We start from the raw sequence: 19,255 nt of genomic DNA on the forward strand, positions 1-19,255 counted from the left end.
TCACTTGTGCCTTATTTTTAGTTATTTAATCTATTTTTCAACACTGAGAGTTTTTAATGTCTTATAGCTCATTCGATACATTCCCTTCAAACAACTTATCAAGTTCTTCGATAAACGCTTGCTCAGGTAGATGGTAAAAGATACCATGCTCGGGCATACCACGCAAAAACAGATAGTAAACGCCCCCAAAATGGGTTTGATATTGGTAATTGGCTAAACGACCTTTTAAAAAGCGATGCAAGGCTAAACAGTAAAGTTGGTATTGTAGGTCGTAGCGATGTTCACACATCACTTTTTCTAGTGCTTCTTGATTATAAGAATCAACGCATTCACCTAACCAATTTGATTTATAATCAACCAAATAATATTTCCCTTCGAATTTAAAGACTAAATCAATAAACCCTCTTAGCATGCCTTGTACCGAATCAAAATCTACCTTAGGACATAATCTTGATAAACGATCATATTGTTTGCACAGACTATCTAATTGCTGGCTAGTTACAGTTTTGCGTATAGGAAGATAAAATTGTAATTCGTTAATATGTTGCCCCATTAACACTTGCGATAATATTAAATTTGGATCATGCAGTGGTGTAGTCAATACTTGTTGCATCCAATTCGTTACTACACCACTCCATGCTGGCTCTAAATTGAGTTTTTTTACCATTTGATTACATAATTCATCAAGGTTATCTGGTGTGATCTCTTCCATAATGCTGTGCATTAATGTACCCACATATGCCCCTTTCGGAAAGTGGTGGATATCATATTGTATATCGGTTGACGGAGCATTAGCAGGTTCAAGTTGGAGCTCATCCCAATCATTAATAATATCGGGATTGTAAGCCAATATGGCATGATTATGTTTTTGTAATTCAGTATAACTTGTGACTCGCCAACTGCTTGATAGCTTACGCGAAAACTCATTCGCCGATAAGAATTGGCTTGGTAAAATTTGAGAAATATACTGTTCGTTCTCTATCGGTAATTGTACTTCAACTAAATTGGCCATATTGGCAATTGATCTTAGTTCATTTTTTAATAAATGATTAATCGCTGATTGACTTTTCTTCAACGACGCAAGCCCAATACTGCAATGATAAACTGAACGGGTCATTGCTACATATAATAACCGCAAATCTTCAGCAAGGCGTTCATTTTCTATCTGTTGTTTAATCTCGTCGGACAGTAACCATGCATAGGTTGTTTGATAGTCATTGTCTTTATCATGATAAAATTGACTATCCGCCTCACGATACATCGAAATAAATGGCAACCACACAATTGGGAATTCCAGCCCCTTGGATTTATGAATAGTAATTATTTTGACAAGGTTTTCATCACTTTCAAGGCGTTGCTGGTGATTTTCTAAATTAGGATCGGGGCTAACTATTTGTTTTGTCAACCAACGCATTAACGCATGTGGACTATCTAATTCATTTGATGCTTCTTGGAGTAACTCGCCTAAATGCATTAAATTGGTTAACGTTCGTTCACCATCTTGGCGAGCTAATATGTTTTCAGCTAAATGACGTTTTTTCATCATTCTGCGTAACATCACTAATACACCATAATATTGCCAAATTGCTTGGTATTGTTTGAACTCTTCAACTAAACTTTCCCATCTGTCTTGATCGTCAGTGATTTGTTCAAGTTCAGTCATGGTTTGCCCTAATAATGATGTCATTAATGCTAGTCTTAATGTTGTTTCGTTTTCAGGCATTAAGACCGCTTGCAATAAACTCAATACATCATTTGCCTCAATTGAAGAAAAGACACTACTATTGTTTGATAAATAAACACTTTTAATGCCGTAATTGGACAATTTTTGTTGAATAATTTCGGCTTCACGACCTGTGCGAACTAAGATCGCAATATCAGCTGTAGTGACAGGACGTTGTTTTTCTTCATTATCAATTAATATTGAAGAATTAGACAATAAAGACAAAATTTGATTAGCACAACAACTTGCTATATGTTCTTGATAATCTGTATTGGTTGCAATGCCATCAGGCAGTAAATAAGCTGTGAGTGCGGCAACTTCTTGGTTATTCACTTGCAAAGACTTTTGTTGATTCCTTTTTGCCGCATCCATGGGTAAAAATGGAATATCTTCAAATATAAATGGATTATTACAATTAGCGAATAATTGATTAACCGCTTTAACCATCGAAACCGATGAACGATGGTTGACATCCATAGTAAAATAATTTTCTCCAGTCGATTGTTTAGCTTTTAAATAAGTGAATATATCAGCTCCCCGAAAGCTGTAAATCGCTTGCTTGGGATCACCAATAAAGAGTAAACCTCGATCTGGCTGTTGGTTATCATAAATACGGTTAAAAATTTGATACTGCGTGGGATCGGTATCTTGAAATTCATCAATCAAAGCAACGCGGTATTTTGACGCTATAGATTGCGCTAATCGTTTACCTGTTTTTGCTTGTAACGCGCGATTAAGTTGCCCAATAAGATCATCAAAGCTCATTTCACCGTGTTTGAGCTTTTCGTCATAAAGCCCTTTTTGAATCACGCTAACAATATCCATTAAGATTTGGCTACGCAAATCCAAAGACTGTGTATATAGATCGTCAATTTGTTCAAAAACAAAATGACATGGCGCATTCTTTCCTTCTTTTGTCTTTTCGATTAATACCGATTGCTTAAATTTTTTAAGTTCATCTGGTAATTCAAACGTTTGAGTTGCGCTGTTAGCCCATGCTGATACTTTAATGACCCAATTAGGTAAATGTCGGCTATTATAAGATTGTTTGCTGACACCTGATTGAGTAATGATATTGACTAATTCATCAGATAAATCTAACCAAGACTTTTTAACATTTTCAATTATTTCATAATTTTTTAGATAAAACGCCTTAATTGTTGTACCGATATCTGGATTTAGCTTGTTAGTATTGTTAAGATTTAAGCCTAAATAAGGTGTGATATCTTTTAATAATGCGGCTGGATCTTGCCATGTAGCAAGTACCAAATAAGCAAGCTGTTTATCAAGTGGCGTAAAATAGTGACGCCAAAACTCTTGTGTTACCCTTAATTTCAGTTGAGATTCATCAGAAATTAGCTTTTGTTCAAATAAAACACCTGACTCAAACGCATGGCTAGTTAATATACGCTGACAAAAACTATGAATAGTATAAATTGCCGCGTCATCCATTGATTGTTGGGCTACAGTAAGTCGTTGTATTGCTAATTTGTGATCATCGATTAACTCAATGAGTTGTTGATAAATCGGATCTTTATGCTGCTGTTGTTGTAGTCCAATTCGTAATTCTTGAATATTTTGTCTTATCCGTGAACGTAGTTCTTGAGTTGCGGCTTTAGTAAAAGTAACAACCAAAATTTCATTAACGTCTAAGGGTCTTGGATAACTATTTTGACCAATACCAAGCAATAATCTTAAATAAATAAAGGCGAGCGAATAAGTTTTACCGGTTCCTGCCGATGCTTCAATTAAGGTTCGACCAGTTAAAGGTAAATCAAAAAGATTGAGTTTTTTTACTCTGCTTGATAAAACCATTCAAGCTTTCCCGCAGATTCTGGCAATAAATTAATACAAGCAATTGCAGCAGTAGGAAACATAGGCGGAGAGACTTGTGGACAAAGTTCATTAACTAAATATCCTACTAATGGCAAATGTGATACCACAATCACATTTTCAATCCCATCGGCTAACAATAATGTTAATACGTCAACAATATGAGATGGGCTACCACTAGGTACTAAAAATCGATTAGTTTCAACTTTATCGACACGAACATGCGATGATAATTCTGTCAATGTTTGTTGTGCTCGTAGATAAGGACTCACTAAGCCAAAATCAAATTGATAATTTTGCTGTTTAAGCCATATTCCAGCTTGATTTGACTGAATAATACCATAATTTGTTAATGTCCGACTTGAATCTGATGAAGCAGAAAATCCTGCTTCACCATGTCTCATAATACAAACTTTCATCAATATTTAATTAACGTAATTTTAATTGGAAAATCATGGATTCTGCACCACAGCAAAAAGTGAATTTTACTGTTAATTTAAAGCCATCATTAATTTTTTCAATATTGCTCTCAATTTGGCAAGGCTCAGTTTCAACATCTTTGGCAGCTTGTGTTAATGATGCCAACTTTTGTTGAGCTTCAGATTCTGTCGCAAAAACGCGCTCATATTCAGCGCTACAATCTTCATTGTCAATTATTGTACCCACATCCACGCAACAACATGCGGCTGTTTCGTTTGCTTTACATTTGTTTAAAGAATCTGTCATGCTCTACACCTCTATTACCAGTTGATATGATTCATAGTATACTCTTAATCATAACTTAGGGCAAAGTACTAACGCTGTTTTGTTTTAGTTATTTATAATAACTTGATAACTAACCGCTCTAACAAATTTTGATTGAGTTTTTAAGGCATATATCGGAATTACTTGCGTTGTTTAGCGTAATTTGAAAAATGACTGTATAACGCGTCTTCCAAACAAGCGATACGGCGCTTATATCATAAAAAAATCACCGTCATCGATTTGGCTAACTACTTTATGGTCAATCGTCCAACAATTTATCGTACTGAAAGACTCCATTAAACATTCAATAACATGACTCACATTGCATATTAAACACGAAAACAGATAGCATCATTTTCTAGGTGGGTTGTGTGCTCGCCATCGTATCCATTACAAATTCACGAAACCAACCAGCCCTAAAATAAAAGGGTAAGTCAAAAGATAGAAAACGAAATGTTTAAGCGATTTTAGGCAAAACGTTTTATGAGCTTTTTAAATGATTATTTTCATCATGAAGTGTAAACAACCCATTGTTTTCTTACCAGTCATATAATTAGTTTTCTGAATAAATATTGACAGAATATAACAATAAACCACTTTGGCAATAGTTGTACAAATAACATGAAGTGAACAGACCTCTGCCAGACAGCAGAGGTTACATTATTAAAATTTAGGCGCTGAAGGACGACCGCGTTTTTTAGCAAATCCTTTATCTGATGTATCAGATTTGCTACCTTTACGGTTTCGCTTAGATTCAGACATTGTGCCATTAACCAAGCTCATTTTCATTGGCTGATTAAGAACTCTGACTTTTTCAAAGTGTTTTAACATATCTTTTGGCATGCCTTTTGGTAATTCAACAGTTGAATAAGTATCATAAAGTTTGATATTGCCAATATAACGGCTACTAATATCGGCCTCATTGGCAATTGCACCAACGATATGCCGCACTTCAACACCGTTTTCTTTACCAAGTTCGATACGGTACATATCCATATCACCCACATCGCGACGCTCACGACGTTTTGGTGTTTCGCGGTTATCTCCTCGTAGGCGGCGCTCACCACTACGGTTATCTCGATCACGAGTGTCACGAGATGGCTTAAATACCGGATCAGGTGGAAGAATCAGTGGACGTTCACCTTGCGCTAATTTGAGCAAAGCAGTTGCAATTGTTTCAAGACCTGCACCACTGTCAGCTTGTATTTTCGCTAATAAATTTTGGTATTGATCTAAATCACTACTTTCTAACTGTTTTTGGACTTGCTCCGTAAATTTAGCTAAACGACGTTTTTCCAGCAACTCTTTAGATGGCAATCCAACTTCTGGGATTGGTTTTTTTATGGTATGTTCGATATTTTTAAGCAAACGACGTTCACGACTATCAACGAATAAAATAGCACGACCGGCTCGACCAGCTCGGCCAGTACGACCGATACGGTGAACATAAGATTCGGAATCTAACGTAATATCATAATTGATAACTAAGCTGATGCGCTCAACATCTAAACCACGAGCCGCAACATCTGTTGCAATTAAAATATCTAATCGACCATTGCGTAAACGATCTAATGTTTGTTCACGCAATTGTTGTGTCATATCGCCATTTAAAGCCGCACAGCTATAACCGTGTTTTTCAAGCACTTCTGCCACATCTAAAGTAGCCGATTTTGTTCGAACAAAAATAATCGCTGCATCAAAATCTTCAGCTTCTAAAAAGCGAACAATCGCTTCATTTTTACGCATACCTCGAACAAGCCAATAACTTTGGTCAATATCAGGCGCTGTTTGATTAGTACCTTTAATTTGAACTTCTTTAGGATTATGCATAAATCGTTTAGTAATACGACGAATTGGCGCGGGCATCGTTGCTGAAAATAATGCTGTTTGATGATTTTCGGGAATCGTCGCCATGATGCTTTCAACATCATCAATAAAGCCCATTCTTAACATTTCGTCAGCTTCATCAAGTACTAAACCTTTCAGATTGGAAAGATCCAGTGTTTTACGATTTAAGTGATCAAGCAAACGTCCTGGTGTACCAACCACAATTTGTGGTCCTTGTTTTAACGCACGTAATTGCACGTCATAACGCTGGCCTCCATATAAAGCTAGTACTTTTATCCCTTTCATATATTTTGAATATTCAGAACAAGCATCTGCAACTTGCATAGCCAGCTCTCGTGTTGGCGCTAGAACTAAAAGTTGTGGTGCTTTTAGGCTTGCATCAATATTCATTAGGAAAGGGATTGAAAATGCAGCAGTTTTACCACTACCTGTTTGCGCCATTCCCAATACATCGTTACCTTCTAATAATAGAGGTATACATTCAGATTGTATAGGTGATGGTTTGCTAAAACCAAGATCATTTAATGCATTAAGGATATCCTCGGATAAACCAAGGTCAATAAAAGAAACTTCTTTTGTCATGTAAACTCGCTTATAAATTTTAAATATATAAACTTACTTATTTAATTAATTAGCAAAGCAATTGATAATTATTAACTAATACCGATAACATTCTATCTTATTTTGCTAAACTGAATAAAGAAAGCAGATATAAATTTATGCCAGTTCACTAAATTGAAAATTTACAACTCACCCCAATAACTAACTGCCAATATTAACTCAGCAACTATTCGATATAAATTCAAAATAAATTTAAAATTAATTGATATTTATACGATAAAAGATAAAGTTAACTGCATTATCTCATGTTGATAACATATTATTTGGCAAATCAGAACTACGCTATAACAATATTTTCACTTTTAAAACTGGCATGACTCTTGTTACTCTTCTTCAAGTAACTTCATTTCGTAGAGTGCCTGTTGATGTTCAACATAGTTATAAATATTATTGGCTAAAGCATATTTAAATAACATTTTGGCACGCTCATTGTCACCTTTACTTTGATAATATTTTCCTAAGTAAAAGTAGGCTTCACAAAGGCGCTCGGCTAATTGTCGATTATTCTCAACACCTTGTTGAAGGTTCTGCATTAATTTAGATTCACTTATTTTACCTAAATAAAATGCAATAATATTGCCACTATAAATCGTTTTATCATTAATCAGATCATAACGTTTTTGTAGCTCAATTTTGGCAGCTTCACTGTCAATTTCTTTTTCAATCAGATAAAGCCATAAAATTCTGATAGGTTCATTCACATCATATTGATAAAACTGGAATGCATCGCGTTCAGCAGCTTGATAATGACCTGTGCGATACAAAGTAATAGCACGATTCAAATACGCATAGGTATAAGCTGGATCAAGCTCTAATAAGGTATTAAATGACACCAAAGCTGCATCAAAATCGCCATCTCTTAATGCGTAAGTTCCTAAAAAGTTGTAAACATCAGAAATTTCAGAATTTAAACTCAATAAATACGAAAAATCGCTTTGCGCAAAAGCTTTAAAACCTAAGGAATCGTAAGCAATACCTCGCTGCAATATGAGCTGCATTCGAGTTACAGTATCAAGATCTTTTTTTGATAGGAGCTGGCTGATCTGAGCAATTTTTAACTCATCATCATATGAAATTTGCTCAGGGACAGCAAGCAAAGGCTGAGAATTAGAACAACCAGACAAGAGAATAACAGCTAGCAAAAAGCAGTACACAGTTCTCAGGTTGAATAATCTCATTTTTTTCCCCTAGTGAATAAGATTTTTATTCTGCAGTTGGAGCAACTTCGTCTGACTGCTCAACAGCATCTTTCATACTCAAACGGATTCTGCCTTGGCGATCAATTTCTAGTACTTTAACTTTTACTTCTTGACCAACTTTTAAATAATCAACTACTTTTTCGACTCGATGATCAGCTATTTGAGAAACATGCACAAGCCCTTCTTTTCCACCAATAACAGATACAAATGCACCAAAATCAACAATTCTCGTTACTTTACCTATATAAATTTTACCAATTTCGACATCAGCAACTAAATTAGTAATACGTGCCATGGCATCTTTCGCTTTATTACTATCTGAAGCCGCAATCTTAACTGTACCATCATCAGTAATTTCAATAGTTGTTCCTGTTTCTTCAGTTAAGGCTCGAATTGTTGCACCTCCTTTACCGATGATATCGCGAATCTTATCAGGATTTACGTTCATTGTATAAATACGTGGTGCAAATTCCGAAATTTCTTGGCGAGGTTTATTAATTGCTTGTTCCATTACACCTAAAATGTGTAAACGTGCACCTTTTGCTTGATTAAGCGCTACTTGCATAATTTCTTTAGTGATACCTTCAATTTTGATATCCATTTGTAATGCACTAACGCCTTCACGCGTACCGGCTACTTTAAAGTCCATATCGCCAAGATGGTCTTCGTCACCAAGAATATCTGACAATACCACAAACTGATCGCCTTCTTTGACCAGCCCCATAGCAATACCAGCAACAGATGATTTAATTGGCACTCCGGCATCCATAAGCGCAAGTGAAGCACCGCAAACAGAAGCCATCGAAGATGAACCATTTGATTCGGTAATTTCTGACACCACTCGAACAGTGTATGGAAACTCTTCACGACTTGGCATTACTGCCGCAACACCGCGTTTAGCTAAACGTCCATGACCAATTTCACGACGTTTTGGTGAACCTACCATACCAGTTTCACCAACAGAATATGGAGGAAAATTGTAATGAAGTAAGAAACGCTCAGTATACTCACCCGTTAATTCATCAATGATTTGTGCATCACGTTCTGTACCTAATGTTGCCGTGACTAATGCTTGTGTTTCGCCACGTGTAAATAGTGCACTACCATGCGTTCTTGGTAAAACACCCGTACGGATATCAAGTGCACGAATCATATCTTTTTCGCGACCATCAATACGAGGTTCGCCTGCAATAACACGCTTACGAACAATTTGGCTTTCTAAATCGACGATAATATTAAGCACTTCGTTTTCATCAACTTCTTCATTTTGCTCTTTTAGTGCGGCTAATACTTCTTCTTTGATTAAATCAATTTTCGCATAACGCGCCTGTTTTTCGGTTATACGATAAGCTTCACCTAAGCGCTCTTTAGCGAGTTCAACAATGGCATTATATAGCACTTCGTTTTTAGCTGGTGCTACCCAATCCCATTTTTCGCAATTGGCTTTTTTTACAAATTCATTAATATTATCAATAACAACTTGTTGTTGCTCATGACCAAATACCACTGCCGCTAACATTTGATCTTCAGTAAGTAAATCAGCTTCAGATTCAACCATTAATACTGCACTTTTAGTTCCAGCAACCACTAAATCTAAACGACTTGTAGCAAGTTCTATTACAGATGGATTTAATACAAATTCATTATTAATAAAACCAACACGCGCAGCACCGATAGGGCCATGGAATGGCACACCCGATAAGCAAAGCGCAGCAGAAGCACCTATCATAGCAACTAAGTCTGGGCTCACATCAGGATTTACTGAAACCACGGTTGCAATAATTTGGATTTCATTAACAAATCCTTCCGGGAATAATGGACGAAGTGGTCGGTCAATTAAACGTGCAATTAGGGTTTCGCCTTCACTTGGGCGACCTTCACGTTTAAAAAATCCGCCGGGAATACGCCCTGCAGCATAGGTACGTTCTTGGTAATTAACCGTTAATGGGAAAAAGTCTTGACCTTCTTTTACTTTCTTATTGGCAACAACAGTGACAAATACAGCAGTATCATCCATATTAACCATAACTGCAGCAGTTGCTTGACGGGCCATAATACCTGTTTCTAAAGTCACAGTATGACGACCATATTGAAATTTTTGGTATGTCGGATTAAACAAAATAATTTCCTCTTGTTATTTATTATGTTGAAGTTTGATATTTCGACAGGACAAAGCATTATGCTGCGCGTATTGATATTCTCTTCAACAATGTGGGGATATATTCAACAAAAAGATTATTTCACTGTCACGACTAATGACAAATCTATAAATTATAGAGCTCTCATTAGTCGCGCGAAACATGAGATATAATCTTAACTTTGTTGACTTACATAAAATATTAATTTTTTAAGCTCAGTATTATATCAGAGCATCGATTTTTCACAACGAAAAAGAGGCCTAAGCCTCTTTTCAAGTAGATTATAAATTAGCGACGTAAACCGAGTTTTTTAATCAATTGGTTATAACGTTCGATATCTTTACGACGTAAATAATCTAATAATTTACGTCGGCTAGACACCATACGTAATAAACCACGACGGCTATGATGATCTTTTTTGTGCTCAGAAAAATGACCTTGTAAATCATTAATACGCGCAGTTAAAAGAGCAACTTGAACTTCAGTTGAACCTGTGTCATTAGTGCCACGACCATATTCGGCAACGATTTTCGCTTTAGCTTCTACAGTTAGAGACATGATAAACCTCTTAAAATAAATATAAAATATGGAATGACCGATCTCTAATTCAGACACTCCTCGGTATTCATATAGTGAATATATGAACTGCACAATTATACAGAAATTTATAAAAATAGCAATTTGATTTATTTAGTTAACGACAGGATTTATTTGAGTTCAAAACCATACTCTTCTTGGATTAGTTTTTTTAACGCCTCAATATAATTTTGGGCAGATATACTTAATTGGACTTTTTGTGATGTTATCCAACCAATTAGGATCTTTTCTTCGACATTTAATGGTATTGATAAAATATCAGAACCATTTAAATCAGTACTTAAAATCCCTGTACTAATGGTATAACCATTAAGTCCATGTAATAGGTTAAACAAGGTTGCCCTATCGCTCACATGAATACTCTTTTTATGATAGACCGTACTTAAAATCTCTTCTGAAAAATAAAACGAATTATACTCCCCCTGCTCGAAAGAGAGATAAGGATAATCCTCTAAATCAACTAAAGTTAATGATTTCATCACAGCTAATGGATGATGAGCACTAATAAATACATGAGGATGAGCTTCAAAAAGTGGATTAAAGGTTAAACGATGTTCTTTCAGTAATCGCAAAATCACCTTTTGATTAAAATCAGTCAAATATAAGATGCCAACCTCACTGCGTAAATTGGCTACATCGCTGATAATATCGTATGTTCTTGTTTCCCTAAGCGTAAACTCGTATTCATCTGTATGATTTTTTTTAATTAAATTAACAAAAGCATTAACTGCAAAAGCATAATGTTGGGTAGATATACTACATAGCTGCTTAGAAGGTACTTTTTTTGAATAATGTTGTTCCAATAATTCAGCCTGATCTAAGACTTGTTTAGCATAACCTAAAAACTCAACACCATCGGTCGAAAGTGAAACGCCTTTGGAGGTACGTACAAAAATCTCAATACCAAATTCAGCTTCTAAATCTTTTACCGCCGTTGATAAACTCGGTTGTGTAATGTACAAATTTTTAGCTGCTTCATTAATTGAGCCGGAACGTGCAATTTCTAAAATATAACGTAATTGTTGAAGTTTCATAATATCAGTTAATGTCTTAACACAAATATATACTAAATCATATTTAAGTGAAGTAAATAATTGTTATCGTTTTTATACTCAAACACATACTTTCCTGAAAGTTTTTAACAACGATTTTGTTGTGCTATTGTAAAATAGTGATGAAAACAAATATTAATGATTAAAATGGTGAGCAATTAAAAGAAGTTTTCGTAAATTAATTTTATACTCATAAACGTTGAAACAGTAATTAGCATGGGTCTGATTAATTTGCGACCTTTAGCAATGACCATCTTAGCACCAAGTCTTGCACCTATAAATTGACCAACTAACATGATAAGTCCAATTGGCCATATCACTTCACCACCAACAATAAAAAATAGTAAACCAGCTAAATTTGAAGTGAAGTTTAACACTTTGGTATGTGCTGTCGCTTTAGTTAAATTAAAGCCAGCCAGTGTTATATAGGCTAACGCATAAAATGAACCCGCGCCAGGCCCAAAAAATCCATCATAAAAACCAATTGCTAAAGCTGGTATTAGTGCAAATTGGATAAGTGAAAAGCGACTTTTACGATCGTTTTCACCAATGGTTGGAGAAAGCAAAAAATAAAGTCCCACGCCAATGGTTAAAATAGGCAGTAATAGCTTTAAAAAATCAGCTTGGACATGCATAACCGACAATGTTCCAACTGCCGATCCAACAAAAGCACACATGATTGAACACTTTTGCTGCTTTAAATCGACCATTCGCTGACGAATAAAATATAAACTAGCAGAAAATGAACCACCACAGCTTTGTAATTTATTAGTCGCCAAAGCACTGGCTGGCGGCAGTCCAACCGCAAGTAAAGCAGGTACGGTTAATAAACCACCGCCACCTGCAATTGAATCAATAAAACCCGCTAAAATAGCAATAGTAAACAGTAAGATAAGTAACTCATCACTCATAGCGAATTGACATCATTACATTGAGCGCGATAGCGAAGATAATGATCCATTAGCACTATAGCAACCATCGCTTCAGCGATAGGTACGGCTCGTATTCCTACACATGGATCATGTCGACCATGGGTCGATACTTCAACGGTCTCGCCATAGATATTAATTGATTGTCCAGCAATTTCAATGCTTGGTGTTGGCTTTAAGGCGATACTGGCTAATATCGTTTGTCCTGAGCTAATACCCCCTAAAATACCGCCAGCATGGTTAGATAAAAAACCTTGCTTGGTTATTTCATCTCGATTTTCACTGCCTCGTTTATTAACAACCGCATAACCATCACCAATTTCAACGCCCTTCACTGCATTAATACTCATTAACGCATGCGCAAGTTCAGCATCTAATTTGTCAAATACGGGTTCACCAAAACCTACTGGAACGTTCTCGGCAACAATACAGACTTTAGCGCCAATTGAGTCACCCTCTTTTTTCAGTGATCTGAGCAACTGATCAAGTGCCTCTAATTGGCTTTCATCAGCGCAAAAAAATGGATTTTGTTCAACTTGTTGCCAATCTTTTAATTCACATTTTACATCGCCCATCTGAGCCAAATAACCACGAATGGTTATGCCAAGCTTTTCTTGCAGATATTTTTTTGCAATCGCGCCAGCGGCAACGCGCATGGCAGTTTCACGAGCAGAAGAACGACCGCCACCACGATAATCGCGTATGCCATATTTATTTTGGTAAGTATAATCTGCATGGCTCGGTCTAAAGATATCTTTAATTTTGCTATAATCTTGAGAACGTTGATCGGTGTTTTCAATAAGTAATCCAATACTTGTCCCTGTTGTCACACCCTCAAATACACCTGATAAAATTTTAACTCGATCGGCTTCTCGGCGTTGAGTCGTATAACGAGATGATCCAGGTCTACGACGGTCAAGGTCATGTTGCATATCTGATTCAGTTAATGCAAGTCCAGGTGGAACGCCATCGACAACACACCCTAATGCTACGCCGTGTGATTCACCAAATGTGGTCACTTTGAATAATTTTCCGATTGAGTTTCCAGCCATAATAAATTTATTCCAATTATTGAAAGCAGCTTATTTAAAACAGTAATGATATTGAATCAACTCTTCACGAGTGATTGCAAACACGCCCAGACCACCATACTTAAATTCAATCCAATTAAATGGGACATCTGGATATTGTTGCTGTAAGCTAATCCAGCTATTACCAACTTCACAAACTAATATACCCGCTGGAGCTAAATAATCTATCGCATCTCGTAAAATTGTTTTTACCAAATCTAAACCATCGAAGCCCGCCTCTAATGCTAATTTAGGTTCATATAAAAACTCATCTGGCAAATCACTCATATCTTCACTATCAACGTAAGGTGGATTTGTGACAATTAGGTCATATTGTTTTACAGGCACATCATTAAATAGATCTGACAAAATAGGTGTAACTCGAAAATCCATTTCGTGCATTTCAATATTTGTTTTTGCAATATCTAATGCTTCTAATGAAATATCGGTGATATCAACTTGAGCATCAGCAAACTCATAAGCACAAGCAATACCAATACAACCACTGCCTGTGCACAAATCTAAAATATTTTTAGGTTCAGCGAATATTAGCTGTTCAAAATGGTTATTAATGAGTTCACCAATAGGAGAACGAGGAATTAATACACGTTCATCAACGTAAAAAGAATGGCCACAAAACCAAGCTTGATTAGTTAAATAAGGGGTTGGTACACGATCTTTAATTCGTTTTTGAATAACATCAAAAAGTTGATTTTTTTCTTCATTAGTCAGATTTGCAGAATAAAACTCCGAAGGAATAAACAACGATAACCCTAACGTTGCTAAAATTAATTGTTTAGATTCATCAATAGGATTATCTGTACCATGACCTAAAAAGACATCTGATAGACTAATTTGTGATGCTGTCCAACGTATAAAGTCCTGAACTGTGTGTAAGTTTTCCATAATGGCTCCAAATGATCGAGGAGAGGAAGGTATTGCTTGTCATTTTAGGTAACTAACTTTAATTACATTTTGTTAAAGTAACTCTAATAGTTAGTTCCTGCAGTAATGCGGAACCTGATGGTTCTATCCTTCAATGACTAAATATTTATGGCGGTGAGGAAGGGATTCGAACCCTTGATACGTTGCCGTATACACACTTTCCAGGCGTGCTCCTTCAACCACTCGGACACCTCACCTAATTATTAGAGCCTGTTTTTTTCAAGCAGGCTGCATACTATAATAATCACCAAACAATTAATCAAGTTTTTTTAATTCATGTAAACAATGGTACCAAATGTCGCTAAAACAGCTAGTATACCAACTGTCGTGATCAAAGCATACTTTAAATTTGAACACATTTTTATTATCTCCAATTATTTTTTATTATTAATTAGTCTGTTCGATTGGTGAATCAAACGAGATAATCTCGTTAATAGAGCTATTACCTTTTAATCTGGGATATTTAGGCGCAAAATCAAGTAATATCTCGATAGATTCATCCAAGTAAGCATCAGGTTGTTTATAATCTTTAGGTAAATCATCTAATTTAGTGATTGATGGTAAACCAGCTTTATTTAAACGTTCATTCATTCTTTTTAAACCACGCTCTTCATTAGTTTTTTGTTCTGCTTCTCGTTTTTTCTTATTAAGCGAAACAATATATTGACGATCTTTTTTATCATTAAGCCTTTTGATATCTTCATCAATATAAATAAATTCAGGATTCTGTGAAATTCGAGTTAAATGTTGCGATTCTAAATCAGGTAATAACGGCTTAATATTGGCAACAGTCAAATAATCAGCTGATGCTATTTTATCCCAAGGTAATGCATTATCTAAGAATCGTTCACCTGTTTCATCAACATACTTAACTTTATTCATTTCAATGTCCGGCTCAACACCTTTTAATTGAGTACTACCTCCATTGATACGATAAAACTTTTGAATAGTGTATTGAGCACCGCCTAGTTCAGGCCAATTAGGATGTAATCTTGCATCAACCGGATAAGAAATGTTACGAGAAGTTTGTACAGTTCCTTTACCATAAGTCGTTTCACCAACAATTAATGCGCGCCCATAATCTTGCATAGCAGCAGAAAATATTTCTGATGCTGATGCACTATAGCGATTAACCATTACAACAAGTGGTCCGGTATATTCGATACCTTTATTTTTATCATCGTAAGTAATAACTTTTTGCAAATTGTCACGTACTTGAACAACAGGTCCACTATCAATAAATAAACCAGTTAAAGTAATAACCTCGGCTAATGAACCGCCACCATTATCACGTAAATCAATAACCAGACCTTGTAAATTTTCTTTATTCGCTTTCGATAAAAGAGATTCCACTTTTTCGGTTAATCCCATGTAGAAACTCGGTATTTCAATAACCCCTACTTTACCGCGCTGATTATCAATGATCTTCAATTTCGCTTCACGATCTTCAAAATGAATTTTATCACGAGTAAGCTCAATGACTTTGGCCTTACTATTGTTACCTGCTGGTAAAATTTCTAACTTAACTATAGTCCCTTTTGGTCCACGAATTTTATCGACAATATCATCTAAACGCCAACCGATAACATCTTCAATTGCAGAATCACTTTGACCTACGCCAATGATTTTATCGCCAACAGAAAACAGCTTACTTTTTTCAGCAGGTCCGCCAGTGACAAAAGACATAATCACGGTATAGTCGTCTTGTTGACTTAATGTTGCCCCAATACCTTCAAATGATAAACTCATTTCAGAATCAAAATCTCGTTTTTTACGTGGTGCTAAATAGCTAGTGTGGGGGTCGATTTCTCTTGCAAATGCATTCATAAATACCTGAAACGCATCTTCATTATTTGATTGTATGATCGTCTTTAGAACGCGATTATAACGTTTAGCTAATACCTCGCGAATCTCTTTTTCATTTTTCCCAGATAAAGATAAACTGAGTTCGTCATATTTAACGCGTTTATCCCAATAGGCATCAAGTTCGGCTTCAGAAATTGGCCATGCAATTTCTTCACGATTAAAATCAACTTCATCATTAACAGAAAAATCCATAGGGCGCTGTAAAACTGTAAGTGCATATTGATAACGGTTATAGCGTTTTTTTAAAAAAAGATTATAAATGTCATAAGCCGTTTTTAAATTGCCATCAATTAATTCTTGACCTAAAGACTCTTGCCTGTTTCGAAAGCTATCCACATCACTTTGAATAAATATGAATTTATTACCGTCTAATAATTTGAAATAGCGATCAAAAATCTGAGCAGAAAAAGCACCATTTAAGGCAAAATTACGATAATGTGATTGGGTAAAAAAATTGGTTACACGTTTAGCAACAACTTGGTGAATCTCGTCTTGCCTCAAAACAGGTATTTGTTCTCCAACTTGTGGCTTTGCCTGAACATTTTGACTAACAATACCTAAAATAAGACCGGCTGTAATAATACCTTTCAGTAATTTATTCATTCAAATTCTCTACTTGTTGATAATAAGTTCAGGTTTAACCGTTAATTCCATACCTGTACCAACCTTTACTTTAATATGCTCTTTTTCAATATTAATTATTTGTACTTTTATAGGTTTCTTACCTACTACAACTTTAACAGAATCACCAATTTTTAGAGTTTTAGCCTTTTTAGAAGGCTCACGTATAGTTTTACGTTTTTCTTTTGTACGATCTTTAAGGAGTTTTTTAGCTTTTTCCTTACTCTCTTTCAACTGTTGTTGAGCATGCTCCATCTGTTCTCGATTGATGACTTCATGAGGGTTGCCATCTAAGTCAACACGGTTAGTCCCTTCTTTTATACTATACAAGTAGCGCCAACTCATGGTGTATGCACGTAGTGCAGCACGAAGTTTAGTTTTACTAAGTACTTCATTACCATCCAGTCGAGAAAGGATATCTTGAAAAACTCCAATCTTTAATGGTTTTGCTTCACCTTCAAGGGTAAAACAATTCGGGAATTTTTGAGCTAAATAAGCAATAATTTCTTTACTATTTGTTAATTGAAACTGACTTTCCATTGTTTATTCCATAGCAGCTAAATTTCACGGGCGTTAAAGTATAGCGCAGCTTATACAATAACACTAATTATCTTTTTTCTGTTTATTAATAAAAGTAATAAAATCTTTAATACCGTTTCGCATCAACCATGAGGCAACAATAGATTGTTCTTCAACGGATAACTGTTCAAATGCAGTCATCCAAAGTTGTAAAGGTTCTATCGGCGAAACAACATAACTAGCACTTTCTTCTTCAACATATAATGCTTTTTTAACATTAAGTGGTAAGCTATCTATATGATATTCTAAAGCTTTGCCTCGAACACCTGCTCTTTTTCGTGCAATCCAATTTTCAGCTCTTGCTTTTCGATTAACACCTTGTATCGTTGACGGCATCCCGGCAATACTTGATAGCTCTTTTGATGAGAACCACTCTTTCATTTTCACTATCCCATTTTAGCACAATTAAGAAAAAATTATAGAAATCAAAGAAACTTTGATACAATAAATAAGAAACATGTAATTATTAATAATTCAAGTTCAATTGCAAACTTACTCGTTTTAGTAACTTTAGAGCATAACATAGATATACAAGGTTATAAACTAAGAGGAAATAAAAAATGAAAAAAAAGTCTAATGATTGGCATCCAGCAGACATTATCGCCGCCTTAAAAAAGAAAGGTACAACGCTTGCAAATCTATCTCGTCAATCAGGTTTAAGCTCATCAACACTTAGCAATGCATTAGTTCGTCCATGGACGAAAGGAGAGATCATTATTGCCAAAGCACTAAATCTAGAGCCTCACCAAATTTGGCCTAGTCGTTATATTAATTCGAGAACAAAGCAACCAATAAAGCGTGTAATACGCCAGAGCAAAGAATAAATTTTAAAATAATCCGTAATAAAAAATCACTTTAAAATAACAATATGGAAACATATAGAAACAAATAGTTTCCATGTTTTTAATATTAAAAATGCTTTTAGCTTGATTGAAAGTTACTTTATTTTTCAATAATAAAAATATTAGTTCATCTTGAACGTTGCCCAACATATGCTATTATCTATAAAAAGTATTAACTAGCAGGCAACAATATAATGAAAAATTTAAAAAAAGTTATTATCGCATTATTCCCAATGATAATATTATCAAGCTGCTCACAAAAGAATTTTATAGAGCAAGGAACCCCACTAAACAAAGAAAAGGTAAGAAATATAGTTGAAGGTTCAACGACTGAATCACAAATGATTACCCTATTTGGCGAACCAACAAACCGAAAAAAAATTAATTCAAATGAAAAACAATGGACATATAAATATATTAAAAAAAGTTCAACCAGTCATATAATTATCGGTGAAACACAATACAATATTATTGAAGGTACACTTGATGTTATCATTTCAAAAGGAGTAGTAACTTGGTTTAACTATGATGAGGAACACAAACAGAAAAAATGGTAGTTCAATGTATACGCTGTAATATAGCGCTATCATCATGCGGTGCCATTTAGATAATTTCTTTTATCCTATTAATTGATACTTTATTCCCTAG

General features: G+C 35.3%; 17 protein-coding genes and 1 tRNA gene. 2 read left to right on the forward strand and 16 right to left on the reverse strand.

Translation table 11 applies throughout. From position 1 onward, the window contains the following. Window positions 1-61 precede the first annotated feature (61 nt). The 16 genes from recB to A9G23_RS06730 form a co-directional block, all read right to left on the reverse strand. Window positions 62-3,538, reverse strand: coding sequence for an exodeoxyribonuclease V subunit beta (gene recB, locus A9G23_RS06660; protein WP_065586849.1), 3,477 nt, complete (start codon window positions 3,536-3,538; stop codon window positions 62-64). Further along, entirely contained in the window at window positions 3,517-3,960 is a 444-nt protein-coding gene (sixA, locus tag A9G23_RS06665; protein ID WP_218056170.1) for a phosphohistidine phosphatase SixA, read from the reverse strand. The genes recB and sixA overlap by 22 nt, the downstream gene beginning before the upstream one ends. A gap of 25 nt (window positions 3,961-3,985) precedes the next feature. After that, window positions 3,986-4,282, reverse strand: a complete 297-nt coding sequence (locus A9G23_RS06670) for a YfcZ/YiiS family protein (protein WP_065586851.1) — start codon at window positions 4,280-4,282, stop codon at window positions 3,986-3,988. A gap of 681 nt (window positions 4,283-4,963) precedes the next feature. Further along, window positions 4,964-6,730, reverse strand: coding sequence for a DEAD/DEAH family ATP-dependent RNA helicase (locus tag A9G23_RS06675; protein ID WP_065586852.1), 1,767 nt, complete (start codon window positions 6,728-6,730; stop codon window positions 4,964-4,966). Window positions 6,731-7,092: 362 nt separating this feature from the next. Continuing rightward, complete coding sequence (gene nlpI / locus A9G23_RS06680; protein ID WP_065586853.1) at window positions 7,093-7,947, reverse strand: lipoprotein NlpI; 855 nt, start codon at window positions 7,945-7,947, stop codon at window positions 7,093-7,095. Window positions 7,948-7,972: 25 nt separating this feature from the next. After that, window positions 7,973-10,087 (reverse strand): polyribonucleotide nucleotidyltransferase, encoded by a 2,115-nt coding sequence (gene pnp / locus A9G23_RS06685; protein ID WP_065586854.1) that lies wholly within the window; start codon window positions 10,085-10,087, stop codon window positions 7,973-7,975. 307 nt (window positions 10,088-10,394) lie between these two features. After that, complete coding sequence (gene rpsO, locus A9G23_RS06690; RefSeq protein WP_034909676.1) at window positions 10,395-10,664, reverse strand: 30S ribosomal protein S15; 270 nt, start codon at window positions 10,662-10,664, stop codon at window positions 10,395-10,397. Between the two features lie 149 nt (window positions 10,665-10,813). Beyond that, complete coding sequence (locus A9G23_RS06695) at window positions 10,814-11,737, reverse strand: LysR family transcriptional regulator (RefSeq protein ID WP_065586855.1); 924 nt, start codon at window positions 11,735-11,737, stop codon at window positions 10,814-10,816. Window positions 11,738-11,913: 176 nt separating this feature from the next. After that, window positions 11,914-12,666, reverse strand: coding sequence for a TSUP family transporter (locus A9G23_RS06700; protein ID WP_065586856.1), 753 nt, complete (start codon window positions 12,664-12,666; stop codon window positions 11,914-11,916). Further along, on the reverse strand, window positions 12,663-13,736 hold the full coding sequence (aroC, locus tag A9G23_RS06705; RefSeq protein WP_065586857.1) for a chorismate synthase: 1,074 nt from the start codon (window positions 13,734-13,736) through the stop codon (window positions 12,663-12,665). The genes A9G23_RS06700 and aroC overlap by 4 nt, the downstream gene beginning before the upstream one ends. A 30-nt stretch (window positions 13,737-13,766) precedes the next feature. Further along, window positions 13,767-14,660 carry a 50S ribosomal protein L3 N(5)-glutamine methyltransferase gene (gene prmB, locus A9G23_RS06710; protein WP_065586858.1) on the reverse strand — a complete coding sequence of 298 codons (894 nt, stop codon included), beginning with the start codon at window positions 14,658-14,660 and terminating at the stop codon, window positions 13,767-13,769. Window positions 14,661-14,808: 148 nt separating this feature from the next. Next, window positions 14,809-14,896: transfer RNA gene (locus A9G23_RS06715), tRNA-Ser, on the reverse strand. 72 nt (window positions 14,897-14,968) lie between these two features. Beyond that, window positions 14,969-15,058 (reverse strand): cytochrome bd-I oxidase subunit CydH, encoded by a 90-nt coding sequence (gene cydH / locus A9G23_RS11915; protein WP_141670047.1) that lies wholly within the window; start codon window positions 15,056-15,058, stop codon window positions 14,969-14,971. A gap of 28 nt (window positions 15,059-15,086) precedes the next feature. Beyond that, the gene (gene prc / locus A9G23_RS06720; RefSeq protein WP_065586859.1) at window positions 15,087-17,168 is read right to left on the reverse strand and encodes a carboxy terminal-processing peptidase; all 2,082 of its coding nucleotides are present in this window, start codon (window positions 17,166-17,168) and stop codon (window positions 15,087-15,089) included. 9 nt (window positions 17,169-17,177) lie between these two features. Beyond that, on the reverse strand, window positions 17,178-17,726 hold the full coding sequence (proQ, locus tag A9G23_RS06725; protein WP_065586860.1) for an RNA chaperone ProQ: 549 nt from the start codon (window positions 17,724-17,726) through the stop codon (window positions 17,178-17,180). A 63-nt stretch (window positions 17,727-17,789) separates the two neighbouring features. Continuing rightward, the gene (locus A9G23_RS06730; RefSeq protein ID WP_065586861.1) at window positions 17,790-18,146 is read right to left on the reverse strand and encodes a DNA-binding protein; all 357 of its coding nucleotides are present in this window, start codon (window positions 18,144-18,146) and stop codon (window positions 17,790-17,792) included. Window positions 18,147-18,325: 179 nt separating this feature from the next. On the opposite strand from A9G23_RS06730, the gene A9G23_RS06735 reads away from it, so the two are divergent. Continuing rightward, window positions 18,326-18,589 (forward strand): helix-turn-helix domain-containing protein, encoded by a 264-nt coding sequence (locus A9G23_RS06735; RefSeq protein ID WP_065586862.1) that lies wholly within the window; start codon window positions 18,326-18,328, stop codon window positions 18,587-18,589. Between the two features lie 212 nt (window positions 18,590-18,801). Further along, window positions 18,802-19,164 carry a hypothetical protein gene (locus A9G23_RS06740; RefSeq protein ID WP_065586863.1) on the forward strand — a complete coding sequence of 121 codons (363 nt, stop codon included), beginning with the start codon at window positions 18,802-18,804 and terminating at the stop codon, window positions 19,162-19,164. The last annotated feature ends 91 nt before the right edge of the window (window positions 19,165-19,255 follow it).

The organism is Gilliamella sp. App4-10, from assembly GCF_001690495.1.
In the GTDB taxonomy this organism is placed as follows: Bacteria; Pseudomonadota; Gammaproteobacteria; order Enterobacterales; family Orbaceae; genus Gilliamella; species Gilliamella apicola_G.

What these genes read in the sequence shown, in the direction of transcription:
- recB (WP_065586849.1), bottom strand. Translation starts at nt 3,538, where the DNA reads ATGGTTTTATCAAGCAGAGTAAAAAAACTCAATCTTTTTGATTTACCT.
- sixA (WP_218056170.1), bottom strand. Translation starts at nt 3,960, where the DNA reads ATGAGACATGGTGAAGCAGGATTTTCTGCTTCATCAGATTCAAGTCGG.
- A9G23_RS06670 (WP_065586851.1), bottom strand. Translation starts at nt 4,282, where the DNA reads ATGACAGATTCTTTAAACAAATGTAAAGCAAACGAAACAGCCGCATGT.
- A9G23_RS06675 (WP_065586852.1), bottom strand. Translation starts at nt 6,730, where the DNA reads ATGACAAAAGAAGTTTCTTTTATTGACCTTGGTTTATCCGAGGATATC.
- nlpI (WP_065586853.1), bottom strand. Translation starts at nt 7,947, where the DNA reads ATGAGATTATTCAACCTGAGAACTGTGTACTGCTTTTTGCTAGCTGTT.
- rpsO (WP_034909676.1), bottom strand. Translation starts at nt 10,664, where the DNA reads ATGTCTCTAACTGTAGAAGCTAAAGCGAAAATCGTTGCCGAATATGGT.
- A9G23_RS06695 (WP_065586855.1), bottom strand. Translation starts at nt 11,737, where the DNA reads ATGAAACTTCAACAATTACGTTATATTTTAGAAATTGCACGTTCCGGC.
- A9G23_RS06700 (WP_065586856.1), bottom strand. Translation starts at nt 12,666, where the DNA reads ATGAGTGATGAGTTACTTATCTTACTGTTTACTATTGCTATTTTAGCG.
- aroC (WP_065586857.1), bottom strand. Translation starts at nt 13,736, where the DNA reads ATGGCTGGAAACTCAATCGGAAAATTATTCAAAGTGACCACATTTGGT.
- prmB (WP_065586858.1), bottom strand. Translation starts at nt 14,660, where the DNA reads ATGGAAAACTTACACACAGTTCAGGACTTTATACGTTGGACAGCATCA.
- cydH (WP_141670047.1), bottom strand. Translation starts at nt 15,058, where the DNA reads ATGTGTTCAAATTTAAAGTATGCTTTGATCACGACAGTTGGTATACTA.
- prc (WP_065586859.1), bottom strand. Translation starts at nt 17,168, where the DNA reads ATGAATAAATTACTGAAAGGTATTATTACAGCCGGTCTTATTTTAGGT.
- proQ (WP_065586860.1), bottom strand. Translation starts at nt 17,726, where the DNA reads ATGGAAAGTCAGTTTCAATTAACAAATAGTAAAGAAATTATTGCTTAT.
- A9G23_RS06730 (WP_065586861.1), bottom strand. Translation starts at nt 18,146, where the DNA reads ATGAAAGAGTGGTTCTCATCAAAAGAGCTATCAAGTATTGCCGGGATG.
- A9G23_RS06735 (WP_065586862.1), top strand. Translation starts at nt 18,326, where the DNA reads ATGAAAAAAAAGTCTAATGATTGGCATCCAGCAGACATTATCGCCGCC.
- A9G23_RS06740 (WP_065586863.1), top strand. Translation starts at nt 18,802, where the DNA reads ATGAAAAATTTAAAAAAAGTTATTATCGCATTATTCCCAATGATAATA.